We start from the raw sequence: 22,016 nt of genomic DNA, 5'->3' as shown, positions 1-22,016 counted from the left end.
CCAATTTTTATTGCTGACACTGGTATTTCAAACACGTGTTACAGCACCACTACAAGTTTACGTGAGTGATGAAAAACTCGGGTTACGAGAATCAAGACATCTTGAGTTGAAGCCCAACAGTGTTTGGCTGTCGCCGCATCGGCTTGAAAAACATGGTCTTTCCGTGGCGCTGCGACACTGATTACGACTGCCTTTGACAGTAGAGCGATTTTACCTTCAGGCGGTTTCATGCCAAAATGCTACCAGCGGAAATGCTGAACCCTTGGGTCAACTGGTGACTTGTTGGAACCTACCCCCGCAAAACCATCCAAAGCCAAGTAATTTATGCGGTGTTGAATTATGGCGCGTCAGATACTTGCGCGAGCGATCCAGCGCATCGTTACGTCGCCAACTGAGCCGGGCTCGGGAGGAGATTTGAGCCGCTTTTCATCATCGGGTTTAGCTGAGGTGTAAACGTCGACAGTAGGTCAGTTTTGAGCGCCCTTGCGAAAAGGGCTCCAAGAATAGCATGGAGCCCCCGACGCATCGTCTGCTGATACCGCTATCAGGCTGCCTGCGCGAGGTTGCGTAGAACATAGTGCAAGACGCCACCGTGTTCGATGTATTCGATCTCGATCGCGGTATCGATACGGCATTTCAAAGCAATCTCTTTCACGCTGCCATCCGACATCGTGATGGTACAAGGAACTTCCTGCAACGGCTGGATGGTGTCCAATCCCGCGATTGACACGGTTTCTTCGCCCGTGAGTCCAAGGGATTTGCGTGTGTCACCGCCGGTAAATTCAAACGGGATCACCCCCATACCGACCAGATTGGAACGGTGAATACGCTCAAAGCTCTCTGCCACAACGGCTTTCACCCCCAAAAGCGCCGTTCCCTTGGCCGCCCAGTCGCGCGACGACCCGGCACCATATTGCTCGCCACCAAAGATCACGAGCGGTGTACCTGCCGCCTGATAGGCCATGGCTGCGTCATAAATCGACGTCTGATTTCCATCCGGTCCCTTGGTATAGCCGCCTTCGACACCATCCAGCATTTCGTTTTTGATGCGAATATTGGCGAAAGTGCCGCGCATCATCACTTCATGGTTGCCACGACGTGAGCCGTAAGAGTTGAACTCGCGCTGCGGCACTTGGCGTTCGATCAAGTATTGTCCCGCTGGCGTCGTGTCTTTGAAGGATCCAGCAGGCGAGATGTGGTCCGTTGTGATCATATCGCCCAGCATGGCCAGGACAGATGCGTTTTCGATGTTGCTGATCGTGCCGGGCTCTTTTCCCATACCTTGAAAATAGGGCGGGTTTTGAACGTAGGTTGAGGACACAGGCCAGTCATAGACCTTGCTGTCCGTTGTGCTCACGCCCTGCCATTTTTCGTCGCCTTTGAAAACATCGGCATATTTGGTTTGAAACGCCTCGCGGGTAACGGTCTGTTCCACAAGTTCAGCAACTTCCTGACTTGTGGGCCAGATGTCTTTCAGGAAGACGTCATTGCCGTCCTGATCCTGACCAATCGCGTCTTCCGCCAGATTGATATCCAACGTGCCGGCCAAAGCATAGGCGACCACAAGAGGCGGCGAGGCCAGATAGTTGGCGCGCACATCTGGGCTGATGCGGCCTTCGAAGTTGCGATTGCCCGATAGCACAGATGTCGCCACCAAATCACCTTCCGCGATTGCTTCGGAGAGCTCCTTCTGGATCGGACCGGAGTTTCCGATGCACGTGGTGCAGCCGTAACCCACAAGGTTGAAACCGATGAAATCGAGGTCTTCCTGCAAGTTGGCCGCCTCAAGATAGGCGGATACAACCTGGCTGCCGGGTGCCAGAGATGTCTTTACCCATGGTTTTCGGTTCAGACCCAAGGCTCGGGCCTTACGCGCAACCAGGCCCGCACCGATCATCACATAAGGGTTGGATGTGTTGGTGCAAGAAGTGATCGATGCGATGACCACCTTGCCGCTTTCCATGGTGTAGTCTTCGCCCGCAACAGCAATTTCCTTGCCCATTGGGCGTTTGAAGGTCTCTTCCATTTCTTTACGGAAAGCGATTTGCCCCTGGTCGAGCGTTACATAGTCCTGCGGGCGTTTGGGGCCGGAAATTGCCGGCACAATGGTTCCCATATCCAGATGCAGCGTGTCGGTATAGACAGGCGCGTAGTCGTCGCCGCGCCACAAACCGTTTTCCTTGGCGTAGGCCTCGACTAATGCAATGCGATCTTCCTCGCGACCAGTAGTTCGCAGGTACCGCAGAGTTTCCCCATCGATTGGGAAGAAACCACAGGTTGCGCCATATTCGGGCGCCATGTTGCCGATCGTCGCGCGGTCAGCCAGCGGTAGGCGGTTGAGACCTTCTCCATAAAACTCGACAAACTTGCCGACCACACCTTTAGCTCGCAGCATTTCGACGACTTTCAGAACCAGATCCGTACCCGTGGTGCCCTCCATCATGGAACCGGTAAGCTCAAAGCCGATGACTTCCGGGATCAACATGGAGATCGGTTGGCCCAACATTGCGGCTTCTGCCTCGATGCCACCAACACCCCAGCCCAGAACAGCCGCACCGTTGACCATGGTCGTATGGCTGTCGGTTCCCACAAGCGTATCGGGATAAGCGACTTGGGTACCGTTCTGGTCCGTGTCCGTCCAAACAGTTTGCGCCAGATATTCAAGGTTCACCTGGTGACATATGCCGGTGCCGGGGGGAACAACGCGGAAATTATTAAATGCCTTTTGACCCCATTTAAGGAAGGTATAACGCTCCATATTGCGTTCATATTCGCGATCTACGTTCATCTGAAAAGCGCGCGGGTTGCCAAATTCATCGATCATTACGGAGTGGTCGATAACCAGGTCCACCGGGTTCAGAGGATTGATCTTTTCTGCATCACCCCCAAGACTGATGATGGCATCGCGCATTGCGGCCAAATCGACAACAGCGGGAACGCCGGTAAAGTCCTGCAACAAAACGCGGGCAGGGCGATAGGCAATCTCGCGCGGATTTTTCCCGCCTTGAATTGCCCATTCCGCAAAAGCTTTGATGTCTTCTGTTGTAACTGTTTTGCCGTCTTCGAAGCGCAGCATGTTTTCCAGAACCACTTTCAGCGCAGCCGGCAATTTGTCAAAATCCCCCAGCCCAGCAGCTGTGGCTGCAGGAATTGAGTAGTAATCGACACTTTGCGCGCCGACGCTCAGGGTTTTACGGGTCTTGGAGGTGTCGTGGCCAACAGTAATGGGCATAAGAGGCTTCCTCTGGCTTGAGCTGGATCATCTATTCAATTGGCCGTTGAATGCCCTATGGCGCGGTTCAGATCAACTCAATTCGGCGCTCCGTCGCATAAATGTATACAATTGTGTACTGAAATTTGTTGAAATTTGATCCCACTCTCTCAAGAAACCTTGATTGGTCATTACAACCAAGAGATTCTACGGTTCTGAAGAGGGGCCAAAGTTCGAGCAAGGAATCACATGAAACAACTGCCACATCTTTTTGCCGCTCTTTGGCTGATGGCCATGCCCCTCTTTGCCCAGAGCGGGCACAGCGGGCCTGTCGTGGTAGAGCTCTTCACGTCGCAGGGGTGTTCGTCGTGTCCTCCTGCCGACAAGCTTCTGCATGCGTTGACTGAAAGAGATGACGTGATCGCTTTGGCATTGCACGTCGACTATTGGGACTACATCGGGTGGAAAGATGAGTTCGCCGATCCCAGAAATGCAGACCGACAACGCGCCTATGCCACTGTGGCGGGTCGCAGATCAATTTACACCCCTGAAATGATCATCAACGGAGTTACCGACATTGTTGGGGCAAAGCCTATGGAGATTTCCAAGGCCATAGCGCTTCATAAGGAGCAGCCAGCAGTCGCGAAGGTTTCGATCCGAAGAAAAGGCGACAAGATTCAAATCGAAGCCGAAACCCTGCATCGAAGCGCGGGACCGATGATTGTACAAATTGTGCGTTACAAACCAAGTCGCGAAGCCCGGATCACCCGGGGTGAAAATGCCGGTCACACCATTGTCTACGCGAACGTGACGCAGGATTGGAAAATACTCGGAGAATGGGACGGTAAAAAGCCACTTTCGATGGTGACGACGGCGCCTGGTCAGGATCCCGTTGTGGTTTTGATTCAAGCTGAAAACATGGGCCCAATTCTTGCTGCGGCACATATCAAATGAGCGCAGGAAACCTGTTTCAAAGACACACTGGCCGAGAAAGTGGTAGCCACAACGCAGAGTGACACTCCAACAATCGGGTGGTGGCACCCATTAACAGAATCGTGGTCAACCGTCGAACCGATTACCCTTCGTCGGCATCGTCTACGACAAGCAGTAGTTCGCCAGCAGTCTCCATCTCGCGGATTTTTGCAATGATTGTAGACATGGCTTCTTCGGTCTCCGCAGCTTTCACCGTTTCCTTTTCTCCCATTTCCTCACGCAGTTGGTCGGCCATGCGACCAGACATGTTTTCTAGAAAGAAGTCGGCAGACGGTTTCATTCCAGCGGCCTCGGCACCAGCCAACGCGATCAAAAGCACCTCCTGCTCCAATTCGCGTACAACACGTGGAATATCGCGTGGAGCAATCCGTTTTGGAATGTTTGCAAAAGTGAAAATCGCCTTTCTCACGAGATCAGCAAAACCGGCATCTGTTTCATCAAGTCCTTCGAGAACATCGTCTCGTGTTACCGAAGTTGTTGAGTTCAAAATCGCTCCGACGCGTTCCACCGGTCCGCTATCAAAGGCTTGAACAGGCTCTGCATCCAATTGCATGGCGAGCGAAAGTCCAATGCGGTCAACAGCATCAGGCGTTACTGCACTGGTTTGCGACACAGCATAAGTAATGCGTCGTGCTTGTGGCCCAGGCAGCTTGCCCAAAAGTTCGGCCGCGCGCGATACATCAATCTTTGACAAAAGCACCGCAGCAACTTCAATGCTTTCGTTTTCAAGCACTGGCAGAAGTTTCTCAACGCCCATGTCCTTGAGACGCGCCCACGGGTCGCCATACTGTCGCACGCCGGCTTCTTTGCGCAGGCGCGCAGCCGTTTGCTTGGAAATACGGCCATCCAGCGAATCCAAAGCGCCGGCAATACCCCCGCGAAAAGACAACCCAATACTCTCCAATTCATCGGCGAATTCAGAAACGACGCTGGCCAAGGTTGTGCGGTCCACCAAACGCATCGACCCCATTTGTTTAGTCAATTGCGCCTGAAGATCCTCCGGCAGCTCTTCCAGGGGGATTTCCGCTCCCTCGTTGAGCAATAAACGCACGACGATAGCCGCTTTTGCGCGGCGGCTGAGCGGTGCGGGCGTGCCGCTGTCCGATCCCGGCAAAGCCGGGAAGGGAGCCATTGGAACCATATCTGTCATCTTTTTCCGCCTCAGTAGAAGTTGGGTTCTTCATTGGCAGACAAAGGTAAATATAGGCTGAAATCAGTAGCCGTAAGTCGATCCTGTTTCGATGGATTTCCGTAGGGATGCCTCGGACCAACTACCCGCGCCACCGTGCTCTTTTATGGCGCGCAATTGAACAATCGCTCCCGCCAAATCACCTGCTGCAACAAGACCCTGGCCCATATAGGACCGTGCCAGAACATTGGCGGGATCTTTGTCGATGGCTTCTTCATAAAACAGGTTGGCCAGATCGATGTTGCCCATTTTACGATGCGTGAAACCCATATAAGTCAAGCGACCAGGATCGTCCGCTTCCATGGCGTCCATTACAACCTGCGCATCACGATAGCGCCCCGCGTAGGCCAAATAACGTACTGTCTGATACAACTGATCGCGCTCAAGGCTACTTGCCTTGGGGTCAACACACCTTCTGATCCGCTCGTCAAAAACCTGAGCGCCCTCGCAAGTTATTGCAGGTTTGATCGGTGGTTCGTCGTTGTCGCCCCCAGCAGCCAGCAAAGATGTTGGCAAAAGCAGGACTGCGCCCAATAGAATCCGCATCATGAATAAATTCCTCGTTTAAATACAATCATAAACGGAATACGTTTCAGCGCGGTGTTTTATTCAATCACAGACGCGTGACTGAATAAAACATTTTTAGGTTAGCTGCTGACGCTGGTGACACAAGTGCCAGTTGTCGCGTCATAAACCGTACCAGTCGCGCAGGACATGGTCACTTCTTCTTTGCCGTAGTTGCATCCACTCGCGAATGCTAACATCGGGGTCAGTGTAAGGGCCACCGCGGCGGCCAAAGTCTTGATCGTCATTGCGGTTCTCCTGTGTTGATGAAACTCAAGGTAGCATCAGGGGGCTTTCGGTCAACATAAATGACCGTATTGCAGAGATCCGAACCCTACGCCGCTCAGTCTTTGAACACCCGCGCAAAGATCGTATCGACGTGTTTGGTATGATAACCAATGTCGAATTTCTCTTCGATCTCCTCTGCGCTGAGTGCAGCAACGACATCGGTATCGCCCAAAAGTTCGGTTTTGAAGTCCTTGCCTTCCTCCCAAACTTTCATCGCGTTGCGTTGCACCAGTTTATAGGCATCCTCACGGGTCACACCGGCTTGGGTCAGAGCCAATAAAACTCTTTGGCTCATAACCAAACCACGGAATTTATTCATGTTTGCCAACATGTTGTCCGGATAAATGACGAGCTTGTCGACCACTGCCGTCAGGCGTGCCAAAGCGAAATCCAGCGTGATTGTGGTATCCGGTCCGATGTTTCGTTCGACCGAGCTATGCGAAATGTCGCGCTCATGCCAAAGGGCCACGTTCTCCATGGCCGGCACCACGGCCATGCGTACCAGCCGTGCCAAGCCGGTAAGGTTCTCGGTCAGCACTGGATTGCGTTTGTGAGGCATTGCGGAGGATCCCTTTTGTCCGGCGGAAAAGAACTCCTCGGCTTCCAGCACTTCCGTACGCTGCATGTGGCGGATCTCGGTCGCGATGTTTTCGATGGAACTGCCCACCACTCCCAGGGCTGCAAAAAACGCAGCGTGGCGGTCGCGCGGGATCACTTGTGTGCTGATTGGTTCAGGTTCCAGACCCAGCTTGGCGCACACATGCTCTTCGACGCTCGGATCGATATTGGCGAATGTCCCCACGGCGCCGGAAATTGCGCCGGTTGCGATCTCGGAGCGGGCCATTTCCAGGCGGCTCAGGTTGCGATGCATCTCTGCATAGAACCGGGCAAAAGTCAGACCCATAGTCGTGGGTTCCGCGTGAATGCCGTGGCTGCGCCCAATGCGCACGGTGTGTTTGTGCTCCATCGCGCGGCGTTTTAGCGCGGCCAGTAAACCTTTGACATTGTCGATCAGAATATCGGAGGCCCGCACGAGCTGTACGTTGAAACATGTGTCGAGTACATCCGAAGACGTCATACCCTGATGCACAAAGCGCGCTTCATCAGAGCCAACATGTTCTGCCAGATGCGTCAGGAAGGCGATTACATCATGCTTGGTGACCGCTTCGATCTCATCAATTCGGGCCACATCGAATTCTACGTCTTTCGCTTTCCAGACCGCATCCGCATTTTCGCGCGGGATCACGCCAAGATCAGCCATCGCATCACAGGCATGCGCCTCAATTTCGTACCAAATACGAAATTTCGTCTGTGCCGACCAGATGGCAACCATTTCAGGTCGAGAATAGCGGGGGATCATGGGCTCACCTTTTGGCATTTGTCTTGGGATTACCGCGCTCTTAAACTGCGCGCAGGAGAGCTACAAGACAGGAGCCCGCGAAATGAGATCAATAACCATCGTAAAGCATTACCGTGTCTGCCTAGATAGCCTAGGGAGCGTACGATTTGATTTACCATCTGACGCCATTGATCTCGGTTTTGAGCAAAATAGCGACGGGATAGATGCACCCTATGCGCACTAGTCTCCGACCGCGGGTCCTGGCGGATTTCGAAGGAACCTGGCAGCTCAACCGGGAGATCGTGCAAGCCAATGACACCCGCGCGGTCTTCAACGGAACGGCTGTCTGGTGCACCTGTACCGAAGGGCTGGTCTACCATGAAATCGGAGAGCTCAAAATGCCCCAAGCGCTGCCAATGCAGGCGGAAAGGCGGTATGTCTGGTGGCCGGACCTGGAAGTTCATTTCGAGGATGGCCGGTTTTTTCACAAGGTCCCAGCCAATGGCGGGGAAGCGACGCATTGGTGCGGCCCAGACACCTATAAAGCGTCCTATGATTTCACCGATTGGCCGCGATTTACGGTGGTCTGGAAGGTGTCAGGCCCAAAAAAGTCCTATCTCATGAAAAGCCGATACCAGCGCGGTTAGCGCAACAGGTCTTGCACTGATGCTGCGTCTACGGCATGCAGAGAGGGACAAATTTTCAACAGGAGACACGAATTCATGCAATTGACCGCTTCTCATTCTGTTCTGGCGGAGACCTTCGGGCCTTCGACCGGCATCGCGCGGCGCATCAAACAGGCCGTTCTGGTCATTCTTGGTGTCGCAATGTTGGCCATTGCAGCCAAGGTAAAAGTACCCATGTGGCCTGTGCCAATGACCATGGGTACCTTTGCGGTCCTGACCATCGGAGCGGCCTATGGCCCGCGCCTCGGTTTGACGACGATTCTTGGTTACATGATCATCGGCGCGCTTGGGTTTGATATCTTTGCCGGGTCATCGGCGGAAAAGTTCGGTCTTGAATACATGATGGGCGGCACAGGGGGATACCTGGTCGGCTATATCGTAGCGGCTCTGGTACTGGGTGCGCTCGCACAACGTGGTTGGGACCGATCCGCCGTTTGGATGGCCGTTGCAATGCTGATCGGCAATGTACTGATCTATGTGCCGGGGGTAGCTTGGCTCGGTATGCTTTACGGGTGGGACAAACCCATTCTTGAATGGGGCCTGACGCCTTTCCTCCTTGGCGATGTGTTGAAACTTGCATTGGCCGCTGCATTGTTGCCGGCCTTGTGGAAATTGGTGGGCAACGCTCGGAGCTAAACCAACCAAGCCGTTTCAAATGAGTGAAAGCCAGAGTTCCCGCTCTGGCTTTTTTCTTTGCAGCCAAATCGGAGCGTGCAATCTTGGCTGGACAAATGCCAGACTGTGGCGCTCACTTGAGATATGCCAAAACAGGGATAGCACCATGGTTTCACAATTTTTGACCTCTCTCAAACGCACGGTTTTGATTGCAGGGGTTTTTGCGTTGCCAAACGGTCTGCAGGCCGGCACGCCGCTCGTGTATACCGATGGCAATACACCGCTCTTTCAAGTGGAAGTGCCTGATTTCTGGTCGGTCAGAACAGGGGGTATCCGTGACCTGACCGCACCTGATGCAGAAGATGTCCGCGATGTTTCACGGATCTTTGGGATGACACCTGAATCGCACGACGGCATATGGGTAGGCTTTGTCTCTCCGCACGGGGTCGCCACATTGGAGGGCGCGCGGAACTATCTCACAGAGATTGGCCAATTTCTCGTCAAGGACGCGGTTGTTGCAAAAACCAAAACCCGCCGCATTGCAGGACTGCCCGCACAAACCTTTTCAGGCACCGGAAGTCGCGACGGCAAATCGCTCGAATTCACTGCCATCACAATTGATCTCCCGAATGACCGTGTCGCCGTGTCCGTAGTAGTGTTTGAAGCCGGGTCAGACGCCGATATTATAAATGACATCAATGATATGATGGCATCAGTTAAGGCAATTAGGTAGAGGCGAAATGATGGTTATTGAGCGTAAAAGACTGAGCCTCACTGTCACTCTGACGAGCGTTGCCATTGGGCTTTCGGCATGCGACACGGCGGGCGTCAGTACCAGCGGATCGGTATATTACGACTCCGTTTTGTGGAATGACTACTATTACGGCTATGATCGACCGGTCACGCCCAATCGTCCAGACCGACCCGGCAGACCTGACCGTCCAGATCGACCGGTACGGCCCAGCAAGCCCATAGACCCTGGGTTTTCGCGCCCGCCCAGACCAAGCGCGCCAATACACCGACCGGCTGGCGGAATAAGAGGTCGTCGCTAAACCGGTGCTGCCAGTTCAGTAATAACCGTCGAACTGCGCTCCAATGTGCGGTGAACCGGACATTTGTCAGCGATTTCCAGCAAACGGGCGCGTTGTTCATCCGACAAAGCGCCCGCAAGGGAAATACGGCGACGCCATGTGTCGATTTTTTCGCCAACTGTGGTGTCGGCGTCCTGCGCGTGAACTTTGTTGTGACTGACATCCACCGAGATATGTTCCAAAGGCCAACCTTTACGGCGGGCGTACATCCGGATTGTCATGGACGTACAAGCACCCAGACCAGCGGATAAAAACCCATAAGGGCTTAGGCCTTTGTTTGTCCCGCCATAGGCGAGTGGTTCATCGGCTAGATAGTGATGCCCATCCGAAGACGTAACATCCGTCAGAAAACCGTTTCTATCTGCCTCAGATACCCGCAGCACACCCTCTGGCGCACCGGGTGGAGGGGCAGGCGGTTTGAGAGAAACATAGCGTCTGGCCCATGTGGCGATGACATCCGCGGCATATTCCGCGTCTTCGGCGCGCGTGACCAGATGGTCGGCGTTGTCGAGCGTGACAAAGCTCTTTGGGTGTTTAGCGGCGAGAAAAATCTGACCGGCATTATCGATCGACACGATTTCATCGCGCGGCGCATGCAGCACGAGCAGGGCGGCACCAAGGTCTGCAATCGCAGGCGACATTTCCTCTTGTTTTACGTCTTCGACAAAAGCTTTGCCGATGCTGAACGGACGTCCGCCCAAAGAGACTTCGGCGACCCCTTCGGAAAGGATCTTCGGCACGGCCTCCGCGAAATTGTGGGTCACGTGCCCCGGGTCAAACGGAGCGCCGATTGTCGCAACAGCCTTGATGTTGTCAAGCTTGGATGCGGCCTTGAGAACAGCTGCCCCGCCCAGGGAGTGCCCGATGATCAACGCAGGCGTCATGGCGCGAAGCTTGAGATACCCATTGGCCGCTATCAGATCATCCACGTTTGAAGTGAAGGACGTATTGGCAAATTCCCCGCCGGAATGGCCCAAGCCAGTGAAATCAAACCTCAAGACGGCAATTCCGATGGATGCCAGTCTTGCCGCAATACGGCGGGCCGCAGGGATGTCTTTGCCGCAGGTGAAGCAATGCGCAAAGATCGCGGTGGCCAGATGCGGACCTTCCGGCAGATCCAGCCTTGCGGCCAGTTGTGACCCATCGTGGCCGGGAAAGGTAATGCGTTCGGTGGGCATGACAGGGCTCCTTTGGCTGAGAGAGTGGGGTGCTAGCCAACCTGTGGCAAGGTCTGTGACAGCCTCTTCACGCGGAGGTGACGGGTTGCGTGGTTTACGTCAGCAGAGGTGTACAAGAAAACGCATGTTTTCACTTTTTTGTTTACGCGCTTGCGACCAAAGCCTTATGGTAGGCGGCGTTTTTTGACAGTTGCTTTAGGTATTTCAGCGCCAAGACAGATCGGCACCCGATACGAGCAAAAGCCGCGGTACACGCGCCGATTGTAACTGATTTAGCCTATGCCATAGCCACAGGATCTGATCGCTCAACTATCCCTTGTGGTCTCATCTAGAACGACGCGCAGATACCAGGGTGCGCGCACAACACCCTGACCGTGCACAGTTTAAAAATTGCAATCCGTTACTGACAGCAAACAAGACCATCAGCCCCCCATTAGGACAGGATCGAATGGGTAAGTGGTCAAATTTTCAAATCCATCGTCCGTGATGAGCACTTGATCTTCCAGCTTGATCGAGAAATCGCCACCTTCGACCGAGACCAGCGCTTCGACACATAGCGTCATGCCAGGTTCCAACGGATAGTCGTACGCGCCGGCCACAGCTTGATCCGGGTAGGCGACCAAAGGCCATTCGTCGCAAAGCCCGACGCCATGCATCAGGCACCCATATTTGAGTTTCTGGAATTCCGGATCAAGTACGTGGGTCCCTGCCGACAGCTCCGGGATCATCACACCGGGTTTCAGCATCTGCATGTTGGTCATAATATGTTCGACACCGTGTTGCATGGCGTAGACCATATCGGCGCGCGGTTTATCCGGACCAATCCACCAACTGCGCGAGATATCAGTGCAAATTCCATAGGCGCCCACCAGATCCGTATCAAAACTGATGATCTCGTTGCGCTGGCAAATGCGCGGCCCGCATTCCTGAAACCAGGGGTTGGTGCGCGGTCCGGACGAAAGCAGACGGGTTTCAATCCACTCGCCGCCGCGCCGAATGTTTTCAGCATGTAAAACGGCCCAGATGTCGATTTCGCATGTCTTGCCATCGCCCACATGGCTACGCGCAAACTCTTCCATCACGCCCACGGCCGTTTCGCAGGCATGGGACGAGCAGCGCATGGCCTTGATCTCGTCTGGCCCTTTTACTGCGCGGGATTTTTCAGTGACCTCTTCTCCGTCCATCACTTCAAAACCATGGGCTTCCAAGCTGCGAAGGCCATGCAGCATGATTTTGTCCACGGCCAACCGTTTTAAACCGGGCGCATGTTCCGCCAGAAGTTCGCGTACTTCATTGGCAAAAACACTTGCTGCGGCTCCCACCTTGTCACCCCGGTCAAAATAGAATAAATCGGCCCCGGCGCGTTGCTCCCGCACGAGAGGATTGAATTCGCTGAGAAATGGCGAATTTTTGTAATCCCACATGACCATATAGCCGTCGGCACAAAGCAACACGGCGCGAAACGGGTTGTGCGTGTTCCAAAGTTGCATGTTGGTGCTGTCGGTTGCATAGCGAATATTGAGCGGGTCAAACATCAGCAACCCGGCAAAGTCGCGTGCAACCACATGTTGCGTCAAACGAGTGTGACGGAAAGCGCGCATCTCGGCGAGGTTTGGCAGTTCCAAACCAGCCGCTGCCCATTCTGCAAAAGCCAGTTGCGTAGGCCCGATTTCCACGCGGTCCATGTCATTCGGGGTCCCATCACCAAGTGTTGCCCCCAAGGTTGGGTCAATCTTACGCCTGTCTCGGTAGTGTTGGTTCATGGGGCCCTCAAAGAAATCCGTCACGCAGGTAACTTGAGCCTAAAAAAACCGCCCAGGTTTGTTTGATTGCGACAGATTTGCGCGTCGTTTTTTGAAGACACTGGCCAGTTGCAGCGCTAAACGCCTGTTATGACCGAGATATTGCAAGACCGCATCCCACTGGACATGCGCGAAAAGAGGGCGTTGCCTGGTATTCAAGCGCTGGATCCGCGGGCCTGGTTGCATGTAGACGAGGCCTATTCCGGACAGATGGCGTACCGGCGTTCGCTAATCCAGACCCGGCGCAACGATGTCTATTGGCTGGAGCCAGCCGCAGAGAATGCCGCTGAAGAAGTATTGGCGGAAGTTATCCCGCATTTGTCGGCTCTGGGCTTCACCCTGTCGGGATCAGACTGCCGTTGCCCCGATGGAAACGTCGTCGATTTGCAGAGCGACGCGCCTTTGATTGTTCTCGGAAATCTCTTGCAGGAAGACATCTGCATTATGGACAAAAGAGACAGAGCGCATGTGCTGGTCGGCGCCATCTTATGCTTTCCGGCAAGCTGGCGTTTGAGTGAGAAGGTCGGCCGCCCTTTGATCGGAATCCATGACACCGTGGATGAGTACGACGACCGCTTGGCTCAACGCATCCAACGCCTTTTTGATGGAGTACAAGTCGGGCGACCGTTGTGGCGATACAACCGGCTCTGGTACGATGACCCGGACTTGTACCAACCCCGTTCCGCAAACGAACCGCGCCAGATCACCCCTGGGGAGGCGCGGGCAAATTACCAGCGCGCAGAACGCCAAAGCATTCTCCGTTTGCCGGTGACCAAATCAGTAGTTTTTTCAATTCATACCTACGTGGCCGCACGGTCAACTAAGTAGCGCCAGATCAGTTGTGTTCATCTTCCGTCTCGTGGGCATATCTTTCGCATCTTGCCCGGCAAGCGTCAGGGCCACATCTTTGTAAAACTTGTCATTGTCAAACCACCACTGGTGCGAGTAGGCGGGTGTCTGATCCTCATGCGCGACGTCTTTGAGGAATTGCTCGTGGCTGTAGATATCGACATGATTTTTGTGAATCATCGGAGGCATACCGGCACGGCCTACACGTTTCTGCAGCCCGTTTCCGATGACGGCTGGAAGGCTAAGAGTTCCGTCCAATTGGCTGAAATAGTTGGTAAACCTCTTGCTTCGATGTCCCAGTAGCAACGATGCCCAAGCGCCGCGCCCGAACCAGCGCGCATCCGCATCCCCTGAGACAAACATGATCTCATTCAGGCTCCAACTTCCGGACCCGGAGGTTGCAGCATCGTCAAAGTCCGACAGCGCGCGCAAGGTAAGGTAAGCGCCCATCGAATGTGCTATCAGGTTGATTTTACGTTTTGGCGCGCGCTCGGTCAGGGGAACAATCCCATCTTCGACCAGGTGACGCGCGGTGGCCTTGGCGTTTCGTTTGTCGTTGTCGTAGGCAAGAACATTGCCTTCGCTGGGCCAGTCGAACGCAACGAACGCTCCGCGATAGCCGTTCTCTCGCAGCCCTTTCTTGATCTTGCTAAACCGGCGCATGACATCAAACTGATCGTTGTTGAAGCCATGCACGAAAATCATCACCTCATCGGTGTCGCCTTCTGCATCCACCTGATCCAGCCAGTCCTTCTGGCCGATGATGCCACCTTGCCATTTTCCATCTGAGTCTGGTCCTTGGGTGATCTGAACGTAACGGGTAACCTGAGCTGGATTGTTGGTGAATTTGGATTTGGAAGCGTTGTACGTGCGGCGCGAGAAAAACAGCGTCATCAATGCATCTCCATAAAAAAAAGGGCCTAAAATGTTAAACAATCATGCACCAAAAAGTAGAATTTTCAAAATAAGCATTCAAAGCGGTGCTCAGAACGCAAAAAAGGCGCCCGCAAAGGGGCGCCTTTCACAACGACTATGTGGTACTGATTTGGTCGCTTTTCGCGAAACCTGTAATCAGCAGCTGTAGTACATAGCGAACTCCACCGGGTGCGGCGTATGTTCGTACTGCTCGATTTCTTCCATTTTCAGAGCGATGTAACCATCGATCTGATCTTTTGTGAAAACATCACCCTTGATCAGGAAGTCGTGATCAGCTTCCAAGGCTTCCATGGCTTCGCGCAAGGACCCGCATACAGTGGGGATACCTGCGAGCTCTTCTGCCGGCAGATCATAGAGGTTTTTGTCCATTGCCTCGCCAGGATCGATTTTGTTGGTGATACCGTCGAGACCAGCCATCAACAGCGCTGCAAAGCACAGATAGGGGTTTGCAGATGGATCAGGAAAACGAGCTTCGACACGCTTGGCCTTGGGGCTTTCCGTCCATGGAATCCGAACACAACCCGAACGGTTACGTGCAGAATAGGCACGCAGCACGGGGGCTTCAAAACCAGGAATCAATCGCTTGTAGCTGTTGGTACCAGGATTGGTAAACGCGTTGAGCGTTTTGGCGTGCTTGAGAATACCACCGATAAAATACAGTGCTTCCTGGCTGAGGTCTGCATACTTGTCGCCGGCAAAAACCGGTTTCCCGTCTTTCCAGATCGACATGTTTACGTGCATGCCCGTTCCGTTGTCACCAGCAATGGGTTTCGGCATGAAAGTTGCTGATTTACCGTAAGCATGGGCCACATTGTGGATCACGTATTTGTATTTTTGCAGTTCATCAGCCTGTTTGGTCAGGCTGTCGAAAATCAAACCCAGTTCGTGCTGACAGGACGCCACTTCGTGGTGGTGCTTGTCCACCTTCATGCCCAGCCGTTTCATGGTGGAGAGCATTTCTGAACGCAGGTCTTGAGATTCATCGGTCGGGTTCACAGGGAAATAGCCACCCTTGACGCCCGGACGGTGGCCCATATTGCCCATCTCATATTCGGTATCGGTGTTCCAAGAGGCATCAACAGCATCAACTTCATAAGACACTTTATTGATTGTGTTTGAGTATCTTACGTTGTCGAACAGAAAGAACTCCGCCTCTGGTCCCATATAGGCCACATCACCGATGCCGGTGGATTTAAGGTATTCTTCGGCTTTCTGCGCCGTACCGCGTGGATCGCGCTCATAGGCTTCGCCCGTGTCAGGCTCTACGACAGAGCAATGCAGGCAAATGGTTTTTTCAGCATAAAAGGGATCGATATAGGCGCTATCCGTCTCGGGCATCAGTTTCATGTCGGATGCTTCGATGGATTTCCAACCCTCGATGGAGGAACCATCGAACATGAAACCTTCTTCCAGGAAGTCTTCGTCAACCTGATCGGACATAACAGTCACGTGCTGCAGTTTCCCGCGCGGGTCGGTGAAGCGGATATCGACGTACTCGATATCGTCATCCTTGATCATTTTCAGAAGTTCTGTGCTCATTCTCTTAAAATCCCTCTTGATTGGAATGATGGTATTGGTGGGCGTAGCTCAGAGCGCGTCGGAGCCTGTTTCGCCCGTCCGGATACGAATGGACTGTTCAACCGGTGTCACGAAAATTTTACCGTCTCCGATTTTCTCCGTTTTTGCCGCGTTCACAATGGCCTCGATGGCGGCGTCGACCATGTCGTCGTCAAGAACGATTTCAATTTTCACCTTGGGCAGGAAGTCCACAACGTATTCAGCGCCCCGATAGAGTTCGGTGTGGCCTTTCTGGCGGCCAAATCCTTTGACTTCAATCACGGACAGGCCTTGAACGCCGACTTCTTGTAGAGCCTCTTTGACCTCGTCGAGCTTGAACGGTTTGATAACCGCTTCGATTTTTTTCATGATGGCCTCCCTTAGAGCAGCTTCTTTTGCACAGACCACTAAGGGCTGGCAGGGTCCATTGATAGGCCTACACTGCTTGGACAGGTCAAGGGAAATGGCAAAATTGCGATTAAAAAACAAACTTATTGATTAAAAAGTAATCACAAATGAAACACGGGAGTTAACATGATCGAATTGCTTACAGCGCAACAGATGCGTGACCATGAACGGGCCGCAATCAATTCCGGTGTTGTCACTGGTTTGGAACTCATGGAACGGGCAGGCCAGGGTGTTGTAAGCGCGCTGATGGATCATATGCCCACATTGGCGAAAAAACCATCTCGTGCGCTTGTCCTGTGTGGACCGGGGAACAATGGCGGAGATGGATTCGTGATTGCACGGCTACTTTCAAAAATTGGTTTCTTGGTCGATTTATATCTCTTTGGCGATCCGGAAAAACTACCTCCTGATGCGCGGAGGAATCATGATCGATGGGCGCACGTTCATGCAGTACATCCCTGGGATCCCGACGCGATACTGGTCGGCAAAAAACCGGATGTGGTCGTTGACGCGGTTTTCGGCATCGGATTGACACGGGCTTTGCCCCAAATCGTGGCAAGCGTTCTGGATGCCTCAAGAGAAAAAGGCCGGAAACGCGAAGATCGGGTATTCAGAGTGGCTGTGGATTGCCCGTCGGGGCTAAATCTGGATACCGGATACATTGCTGCGACACCATTCGACGCAGATGCTCATTCCCCAAAAAGCCAGATATATGCAGATCTGACCGTGACCTTTCATTCACCAAAACCGGGCCACTATTTAGGACGGGGACCGGATCATTGTGGCGCCCTTTGTGTTGTTGATATTGGGCTTGGTCCTGCGGGCGTGGGCTCGAACCCGGCAGGGACGGCAACAGAGAAGGAAGAGGCTCACCTCACTTTGATTGATCGTGTAGAAAACGCGACTGCGAAGAATGCCGTAGATGCCAATTGGCCCCTAAGCCTTCTGCCCAAAATGCGGGGCCGCGCGCACAAATACGATTTTGGTCATGTAATTGTGTTCGCTGGCGGGGTTGGTACAGGCGGGGCAGGGCGAATGGCGGCGCGCGCAGCCTTGCGCAGTGGTGCCGGGTTGGTGACGCTGGTTTGTCCCAAGGCGGCCATTTTAGAGAATGCCACGCATTTGAACGCGATAATGTTGCACGGGCTGGATGATCCGATGGAATTGAATTCTGTAGCTGACGCAAGGGTGTCAGCATTTTGTGTCGGTCCGGGATTGGGTGTCGGTTCGAAAACGAAAGCATTGGTAGGCGAGGTTCTTGCGCGTCAAACAGAAAACGAGGCCGGACGAAATCCGGCGGTCATCTTGGACGCCGACGCCCTGACCAGCTTTGCCGACGCGCCAGAAGTGCTTTTTGAACATACTCATTGCAGAACCATCTTGACCCCACATCAAGGCGAATTCAGGCGGTTGTTTCCGGATCTGGCAGAGCTTGAGCGCAGAGGATGTTCCAAGGTCGACGTCGTCCGCGAAGCCGCCAGGCGAGCCGGATGCGTTGTTTTACTAAAGGGTCGTGACACTGTCATCGCGGACCCCAATGGTCGCGCTGGCCTTCATGCTGCCGCCTATGACCGTGCGGTACCATGGCTGGCCACGGCAGGCGCTGGGGATGTGCTTGCAGGTCTGATCGCAGGGCTTGCGGCCCCTCCCGCATCGGCCGATTTGACCGTCGCAGCCGAAGCCGCAGTATGGTTACATGTCGAATGCGCTCTGTCGTTCGGCCCCGGGCTGATCGCAGAAGACTTGCCCGAGGAATTGCCTAAAGTCATGCGATCTCTTGTGGGCTAAGCCATCTGGCGCAGAGGATGGCAAGCGCGGGCGTCTGCCGTACCCAATTCCAGGCCGTCCGCAAAAATAATCTGCGGCGTGCCACAGTAAATGCGGTGCAGGGTAATCGCTTGTTGCCCGAGATCGCGGACAAACTCGCCGTCGATCAACGCGCTTGCACGGACGAGCGCAGATTTCTGGCCAAACAAGGCGCGCGCGCGCCAGTCGCGCAGTAATACAGTTTGATCCGCTGCCACCAGCGCATCACGATCTTTTCTATAGTGGCCTATGGAACCGGCAATAATGTAAACGGCGCGTGTGACCAGACTGACGGTCTTGATCTCAGTTATGCGTACCGCACCTCGGGCGCGGGTAATCACGGAATCGCCGACACGTAACTTTTCTACCGGTTGCATGGCTCGTAAAGTCAGAATACGAGCCCCGGATACCAACCCGGCGCTGGATCGTTCGAATGCTGCAATTTGATCCGTGCTGCCACGATCACTGCTCAAACTCTCGATCGTTTTCGGTTTCATGCAGTTGTTCCTTTTTCACCACAGAAACTATTTGATCACAGTTTAGAATAACGTTTCCTTAATGTTGCAGAAAAACTTAGGGATCCACAACTCTAGCCTGACCAAAAATCAATGATCTTAATTGGTTAGAGATTTTGATCTGTTGAAAAGCTGGCGGGATTTCCCGATAGCGTATACCGCGAACTTTGACAGTCAGCTTAGTCTCAATGCGTTTGCTAGGTCACTCGTTGCGCGCATGTGATCCCATTTCGAAGAAAAAATTGCACTTTCCGCAACACTTCTTTTGTAAGGCAACAAGACTTGCAACTATGACGGCGGTACCCTAATCATCTCACCGTGCGGGTGTGGCGGAATGGTAGACGCGCTGGTTTTAGGTACCAGTTCCTCACGGAGTGAAGGTTCAAGTCCTTTCACCCGCACCAGGTTCGCGAAATTGATTGATAAACTCCAACACCTTATGCTTGTTAGTGGCTTATCAATCCTTTTTCGCGGGCACCTCAGTTGGATTGATCAATCGACATTTTGAGGCATAGGTCGTTGCCAGTGACACCAAAGCTTTGATCGCGTGCAGCCATACCAATTTTGATATGGCCAGCCAGAACCGACTGACACTGGGATCGATGTTTCAAAACAAAGCGCAGGGCCATCCAAGGGCAGGGACCAAGCCTCCTCGAACAACTCATTGTCCACTCGGTTCAAGCGGTGATCATCGAAGATATCCATGCAAGGAAAGAGCTGCGGCTTCTGCATGAATGCGGTGCCTACGGCGCCGGGTTCTGTACGTTTGGCACAAGAGCGGTCACTGTTGACGATGTGCTCCGATTTCTTGGCAAGCCGAAGAGGTACTTGGATGTCGGCCAGGGGGGGAAAATGATTGATGCTGCGACTTGCCAGAATGTCTGCTACCACGGGTTCCGACCCGTTTTGCAGAGACCCAGAAAGGGAGCAGAATGCTGAAAGGCGCAGTGTTGTATGCGAAGAGCCTCGAATGCTTGACCAAGTTCTATACAGCTCTCGGCGGTCAACTGATCGAAAGTAGCGACGGTGAATTCGCCATCGTCGGGCACAAAGAAGCCGAACTGATTATCCTTCAGACGCCTGAAGAAATCGCTTCTCAAATCGTGATTGAAAGACCGCCGATAGTACGTTCTACGACACCAATAAAGCCAATCTTTCAGGTTTCTTCCCTGCCATCGGCTCTGAATACTCTATCTGATTGCGGAGGGGCCACCCTCCCCGGCGCGAACCAATGGATGTTTAGGCAACATCTGGTTCAAGATATTGTCGATCCAGAAGGCAATGTCGTTCAACTCTGGCAACAAGTTTAGAATGCTCCTAGCGGTCGTTCAGGCAACCGGAAACAAAATCTGTTAAGCGAGGATTGGTTCGAACCAATTGATCGTAATTTGTTTTTTCAGATCATCAGAGACGAGGTGGCTTCGTAGAGACAAGTCTGGGCTGACCAATCGACATGCGCCAGCACTGGAGAATGGGTTATGGTTGGAGCGGAGCCTATCAGCGGGATTCCATGTTTGGCGAAGGTGCAGACAAGTTCACAACCAGGTGGCGGAGCGGCAGAGGGTAACGCGAAAACACGGGTTATCGGCGCCGGTACCGGTACCAGTAATTTCGAAAACGTGACCGGCGAAGGTATCGTCACCAAAATTATTGATAGCATTTAAAAGGCATTGCCGCTCAGAAGAACCCTTCCAGTGAAACGAAGGAAGTACTGACGAAATGGATGCGATTACATCAATTCCCCCATACGTTCCGCCTGCGTCTTAGAATTTTATCACTATTGCATCTAGAAATGCCCAATTTTTCGACATGTCGCAGTTGCCAAGAGCGAACTCCCTGCGCGTTAACCATTTATTTGTATTTTCTATCCACCGTGGATTCATGAAATATGTTTGGAAAATAATTGTTCGCCACTCGCCTGATGGCTTCGACGCTCGAAGGGGTTATGCTTGGGCTGGTAGCATGGGTGAAGCATTGGAAATGGCGGATCATCCTAACGCCATAGCCATCCCTCAGACCCACAAGCCATGGCCCGGCGGTCCGGGTGAGACGTTCTTCTGGAATTAATTGTCGCCGCCAAGGCGCTTCGTAAGGTCCAGTAATGCCATTTGCCAGACCGACATCCTATAAGGATGTCTTTAGCCACGGTTTTGGCTATTGCCGGTGTGTCATTTAACCGCGCTTCCCGCCGCATTGAACGTCACATTGGCGTTTCGTTCCATTTGTGCATCTGGCTCCTGACGATGGATAAAACCTAGCACTCTGAATTACTTTTGGTTCCGGATTAGTGCGCCATAGTGTTGATCTATTCATTTGAAATAGCCGTTTGCCGCGCTTCGCAACCAAATCGCTCCACATGGATCCATGGGCGCGACCTTCGAAACTTCGAGAAGTCGGATACTGCATTGTGTAAAATGCGCGGGATCAAAGCGCTTGTACCGCCTCCAAAACCGCGTCAACGTGGCCCGGGACTTTTACTTTTGGCCATATCTGAGAGATCGTGCCATCAGCGACTATGAGAAATGTTGTGCGCTCTATGCCCATGAATTTCTTGCCGTACATGCTCTTTTCTTTCCAAACTCCATAGTCTTCACAGGTGGAACCGTGCTCGTCGGATAACAGCGGCACGGTCAGGCTCTTTTTGCTGACAAATTTTTCGTGGCTGGCCATACTGTCCTTTGAGATGCCAAAAACCACAGCACCTGCTGCCTCAAACGCGGCACGGTTCTCCGAAAAACCAATGCTTTCCTTGGCACAGCCGGGCGTGTTGTCGCGCGGATAGAAGAACAGTACGATGGGTTTTCCCTGCAAAGCGGAAAGGGTGACGTCGCCTCCATCAGTGCTGGGCAGGGTGAAATCAGGAGCAGCTTGCGAAATCTCTGGCATGGGTCTCTCTTCGGTTTTAATGTTAACACGCTAAGTTATGGTAGAGCCGCGCAAGCCAGAGGGAAGGCCCTAACACAAGATTTGCCAAACGACGTGACCTAAC

General features: G+C 53.2%; 19 protein-coding genes and 1 tRNA gene. 8 read left to right on the top strand and 12 right to left on the bottom strand.

Annotated features, from left to right (window positions below; all coding sequences use genetic code 11):
• Nucleotides 1-544 precede the first annotated feature (544 nt).
• Nucleotides 545-3,232: an aconitate hydratase AcnA gene (gene acnA / locus AB8B75_RS15565; protein ID WP_405363603.1), complete on the bottom strand. Its 2,688-nt coding sequence runs from the start codon at nucleotides 3,230-3,232 to the stop codon at nucleotides 545-547.
• Nucleotides 3,233-3,460: 228 nt separating this feature from the next.
• On the opposite strand from acnA, the gene AB8B75_RS15560 reads away from it, so the two are divergent.
• Nucleotides 3,461-4,165: a DUF1223 domain-containing protein gene (locus AB8B75_RS15560; RefSeq protein ID WP_405363601.1), complete on the top strand. Its 705-nt coding sequence runs from the start codon at nucleotides 3,461-3,463 to the stop codon at nucleotides 4,163-4,165.
• A gap of 121 nt (nucleotides 4,166-4,286) precedes the next feature.
• Here the strand turns inward: AB8B75_RS15560 and AB8B75_RS15555 are convergent, their stop codons facing one another.
• From AB8B75_RS15555 to purB, 4 genes are all read right to left on the bottom strand, one after another.
• Nucleotides 4,287-5,354: a flagellar motor switch protein FliG gene (locus AB8B75_RS15555; protein WP_405363600.1), complete on the bottom strand. Its 1,068-nt coding sequence runs from the start codon at nucleotides 5,352-5,354 to the stop codon at nucleotides 4,287-4,289.
• Between the two features lie 63 nt (nucleotides 5,355-5,417).
• A complete protein-coding gene (locus AB8B75_RS15550; RefSeq protein ID WP_405363599.1) occupies nucleotides 5,418-5,942 on the bottom strand; it encodes a tetratricopeptide repeat protein in 525 nt (174 codons plus the stop codon).
• Nucleotides 5,943-6,040: 98 nt separating this feature from the next.
• On the bottom strand, nucleotides 6,041-6,205 hold the full coding sequence (locus AB8B75_RS15545) for a chitin-binding domain-containing protein (protein WP_405363597.1): 165 nt from the start codon (nucleotides 6,203-6,205) through the stop codon (nucleotides 6,041-6,043).
• 95 nt (nucleotides 6,206-6,300) lie between these two features.
• A complete protein-coding gene (purB, locus tag AB8B75_RS15540) occupies nucleotides 6,301-7,605 on the bottom strand; it encodes an adenylosuccinate lyase (protein WP_405363596.1) in 1,305 nt (434 codons plus the stop codon).
• Between the two features lie 212 nt (nucleotides 7,606-7,817).
• Between purB and AB8B75_RS15535 the strand changes: the two genes are divergently transcribed.
• The 3 genes from AB8B75_RS15535 (at nucleotide 7,818) to AB8B75_RS15525 (ending at nucleotide 9,618) form a co-directional block, all read left to right on the top strand.
• The gene (locus AB8B75_RS15535) at nucleotides 7,818-8,231 is read left to right on the top strand and encodes a DUF6314 family protein (RefSeq protein WP_405363595.1); all 414 of its coding nucleotides are present in this window, start codon (nucleotides 7,818-7,820) and stop codon (nucleotides 8,229-8,231) included.
• Nucleotides 8,232-8,306: 75 nt separating this feature from the next.
• A complete protein-coding gene (locus AB8B75_RS15530) occupies nucleotides 8,307-8,906 on the top strand; it encodes a biotin transporter BioY (RefSeq protein ID WP_405363594.1) in 600 nt (199 codons plus the stop codon).
• A gap of 145 nt (nucleotides 8,907-9,051) precedes the next feature.
• Nucleotides 9,052-9,618 (top strand): hypothetical protein, encoded by a 567-nt coding sequence (locus tag AB8B75_RS15525; protein WP_405363593.1) that lies wholly within the window; start codon nucleotides 9,052-9,054, stop codon nucleotides 9,616-9,618.
• Nucleotides 9,619-9,933: 315 nt separating this feature from the next.
• Here AB8B75_RS15525 and AB8B75_RS15520 read toward each other — a convergent pair whose 3' ends face one another.
• The gene (locus AB8B75_RS15520; protein WP_405363592.1) at nucleotides 9,934-11,154 is read right to left on the bottom strand and encodes an alpha/beta fold hydrolase; all 1,221 of its coding nucleotides are present in this window, start codon (nucleotides 11,152-11,154) and stop codon (nucleotides 9,934-9,936) included.
• A 422-nt stretch (nucleotides 11,155-11,576) separates the two neighbouring features.
• On the bottom strand, nucleotides 11,577-12,917 hold the full coding sequence (gene dddP / locus AB8B75_RS15515; protein ID WP_405363591.1) for a dimethylsulfonioproprionate lyase DddP: 1,341 nt from the start codon (nucleotides 12,915-12,917) through the stop codon (nucleotides 11,577-11,579).
• Between the two features lie 129 nt (nucleotides 12,918-13,046).
• On the opposite strand from dddP, the gene AB8B75_RS15510 reads away from it, so the two are divergent.
• Nucleotides 13,047-13,784, top strand: coding sequence for a heme-dependent oxidative N-demethylase family protein (locus tag AB8B75_RS15510; protein ID WP_405363589.1), 738 nt, complete (start codon nucleotides 13,047-13,049; stop codon nucleotides 13,782-13,784).
• Here the strand turns inward: AB8B75_RS15510 and AB8B75_RS15505 are convergent.
• From AB8B75_RS15505 to AB8B75_RS15495, 3 genes are all read right to left on the bottom strand, one after another.
• Complete coding sequence (locus AB8B75_RS15505) at nucleotides 13,773-14,699, bottom strand: alpha/beta fold hydrolase (RefSeq protein WP_405363587.1); 927 nt, start codon at nucleotides 14,697-14,699, stop codon at nucleotides 13,773-13,775. The two genes, AB8B75_RS15510 and AB8B75_RS15505, sit on opposite strands and share 12 nt — an antisense overlap.
• A gap of 177 nt (nucleotides 14,700-14,876) precedes the next feature.
• Complete coding sequence (glnA, locus tag AB8B75_RS15500; protein WP_405363586.1) at nucleotides 14,877-16,280, bottom strand: type I glutamate--ammonia ligase; 1,404 nt, start codon at nucleotides 16,278-16,280, stop codon at nucleotides 14,877-14,879.
• A gap of 48 nt (nucleotides 16,281-16,328) precedes the next feature.
• Nucleotides 16,329-16,667 carry a P-II family nitrogen regulator gene (locus AB8B75_RS15495; protein ID WP_405363585.1) on the bottom strand — a complete coding sequence of 113 codons (339 nt, stop codon included), beginning with the start codon at nucleotides 16,665-16,667 and terminating at the stop codon, nucleotides 16,329-16,331.
• A gap of 165 nt (nucleotides 16,668-16,832) precedes the next feature.
• On the opposite strand from AB8B75_RS15495, the gene AB8B75_RS15490 reads away from it, so the two are divergent.
• Complete coding sequence (locus AB8B75_RS15490; RefSeq protein WP_405363584.1) at nucleotides 16,833-18,494, top strand: NAD(P)H-hydrate dehydratase; 1,662 nt, start codon at nucleotides 16,833-16,835, stop codon at nucleotides 18,492-18,494.
• Here the strand turns inward: AB8B75_RS15490 and AB8B75_RS15485 are convergent.
• Nucleotides 18,491-19,009 carry a Hint domain-containing protein gene (locus tag AB8B75_RS15485; RefSeq protein WP_405363583.1) on the bottom strand — a complete coding sequence of 173 codons (519 nt, stop codon included), beginning with the start codon at nucleotides 19,007-19,009 and terminating at the stop codon, nucleotides 18,491-18,493. The two genes, AB8B75_RS15490 and AB8B75_RS15485, sit on opposite strands and share 4 nt — an antisense overlap.
• A gap of 338 nt (nucleotides 19,010-19,347) precedes the next feature.
• Here AB8B75_RS15485 and AB8B75_RS15480 point away from each other — a divergent pair.
• Both AB8B75_RS15480 and AB8B75_RS15475 read left to right on the top strand, forming a co-directional pair.
• Nucleotides 19,348-19,431, top strand: a tRNA-Leu gene (locus AB8B75_RS15480).
• A 528-nt stretch (nucleotides 19,432-19,959) separates the two neighbouring features.
• A complete protein-coding gene (locus AB8B75_RS15475) occupies nucleotides 19,960-20,337 on the top strand; it encodes a hypothetical protein (RefSeq protein ID WP_405363582.1) in 378 nt (125 codons plus the stop codon).
• Between the two features lie 1,114 nt (nucleotides 20,338-21,451).
• Here AB8B75_RS15475 and AB8B75_RS15470 read toward each other — a convergent pair.
• Nucleotides 21,452-21,913, bottom strand: a complete 462-nt coding sequence (locus AB8B75_RS15470; protein ID WP_405363580.1) for a peroxiredoxin — start codon at nucleotides 21,911-21,913, stop codon at nucleotides 21,452-21,454.
• Nucleotides 21,914-22,016: the final 103 nt, after the last annotated feature.

The organism is Roseobacter sp. (assembly GCF_045106495.1).
Classification (GTDB): domain Bacteria; phylum Pseudomonadota; class Alphaproteobacteria; order Rhodobacterales; family Rhodobacteraceae; genus Roseobacter.
The sequence above is the reverse complement of the archived record's forward strand: the minus strand, read 5'-3'. Positions and strand labels throughout refer to the sequence as shown.

What these genes read in the sequence shown, in the direction of transcription:
- purB (WP_405363596.1), bottom strand. Translation starts at nt 7,605, where the DNA reads ATGATCCCCCGCTATTCTCGACCTGAAATGGTTGCCATCTGGTCGGCA.
- AB8B75_RS15470 (WP_405363580.1), bottom strand. Translation starts at nt 21,913, where the DNA reads ATGCCAGAGATTTCGCAAGCTGCTCCTGATTTCACCCTGCCCAGCACT.
- AB8B75_RS15495 (WP_405363585.1), bottom strand. Translation starts at nt 16,667, where the DNA reads ATGAAAAAAATCGAAGCGGTTATCAAACCGTTCAAGCTCGACGAGGTC.
- AB8B75_RS15485 (WP_405363583.1), bottom strand. Translation starts at nt 19,009, where the DNA reads ATGAAACCGAAAACGATCGAGAGTTTGAGCAGTGATCGTGGCAGCACG.
- dddP (WP_405363591.1), bottom strand. Translation starts at nt 12,917, where the DNA reads ATGAACCAACACTACCGAGACAGGCGTAAGATTGACCCAACCTTGGGG.
- acnA (WP_405363603.1), bottom strand. Translation starts at nt 3,232, where the DNA reads ATGCCCATTACTGTTGGCCACGACACCTCCAAGACCCGTAAAACCCTG.
- AB8B75_RS15475 (WP_405363582.1), top strand. Translation starts at nt 19,960, where the DNA reads ATGCTGAAAGGCGCAGTGTTGTATGCGAAGAGCCTCGAATGCTTGACC.
- AB8B75_RS15560 (WP_405363601.1), top strand. Translation starts at nt 3,461, where the DNA reads ATGAAACAACTGCCACATCTTTTTGCCGCTCTTTGGCTGATGGCCATG.
- AB8B75_RS15535 (WP_405363595.1), top strand. Translation starts at nt 7,818, where the DNA reads ATGCGCACTAGTCTCCGACCGCGGGTCCTGGCGGATTTCGAAGGAACC.
- AB8B75_RS15490 (WP_405363584.1), top strand. Translation starts at nt 16,833, where the DNA reads ATGATCGAATTGCTTACAGCGCAACAGATGCGTGACCATGAACGGGCC.
- AB8B75_RS15555 (WP_405363600.1), bottom strand. Translation starts at nt 5,354, where the DNA reads ATGACAGATATGGTTCCAATGGCTCCCTTCCCGGCTTTGCCGGGATCG.
- AB8B75_RS15520 (WP_405363592.1), bottom strand. Translation starts at nt 11,154, where the DNA reads ATGCCCACCGAACGCATTACCTTTCCCGGCCACGATGGGTCACAACTG.
- AB8B75_RS15525 (WP_405363593.1), top strand. Translation starts at nt 9,052, where the DNA reads ATGGTTTCACAATTTTTGACCTCTCTCAAACGCACGGTTTTGATTGCA.
- AB8B75_RS15530 (WP_405363594.1), top strand. Translation starts at nt 8,307, where the DNA reads ATGCAATTGACCGCTTCTCATTCTGTTCTGGCGGAGACCTTCGGGCCT.
- glnA (WP_405363586.1), bottom strand. Translation starts at nt 16,280, where the DNA reads ATGAGCACAGAACTTCTGAAAATGATCAAGGATGACGATATCGAGTAC.
- AB8B75_RS15550 (WP_405363599.1), bottom strand. Translation starts at nt 5,942, where the DNA reads ATGATGCGGATTCTATTGGGCGCAGTCCTGCTTTTGCCAACATCTTTG.
- AB8B75_RS15545 (WP_405363597.1), bottom strand. Translation starts at nt 6,205, where the DNA reads ATGACGATCAAGACTTTGGCCGCCGCGGTGGCCCTTACACTGACCCCG.
- AB8B75_RS15510 (WP_405363589.1), top strand. Translation starts at nt 13,047, where the DNA reads ATGACCGAGATATTGCAAGACCGCATCCCACTGGACATGCGCGAAAAG.
- AB8B75_RS15505 (WP_405363587.1), bottom strand. Translation starts at nt 14,699, where the DNA reads ATGACGCTGTTTTTCTCGCGCCGCACGTACAACGCTTCCAAATCCAAA.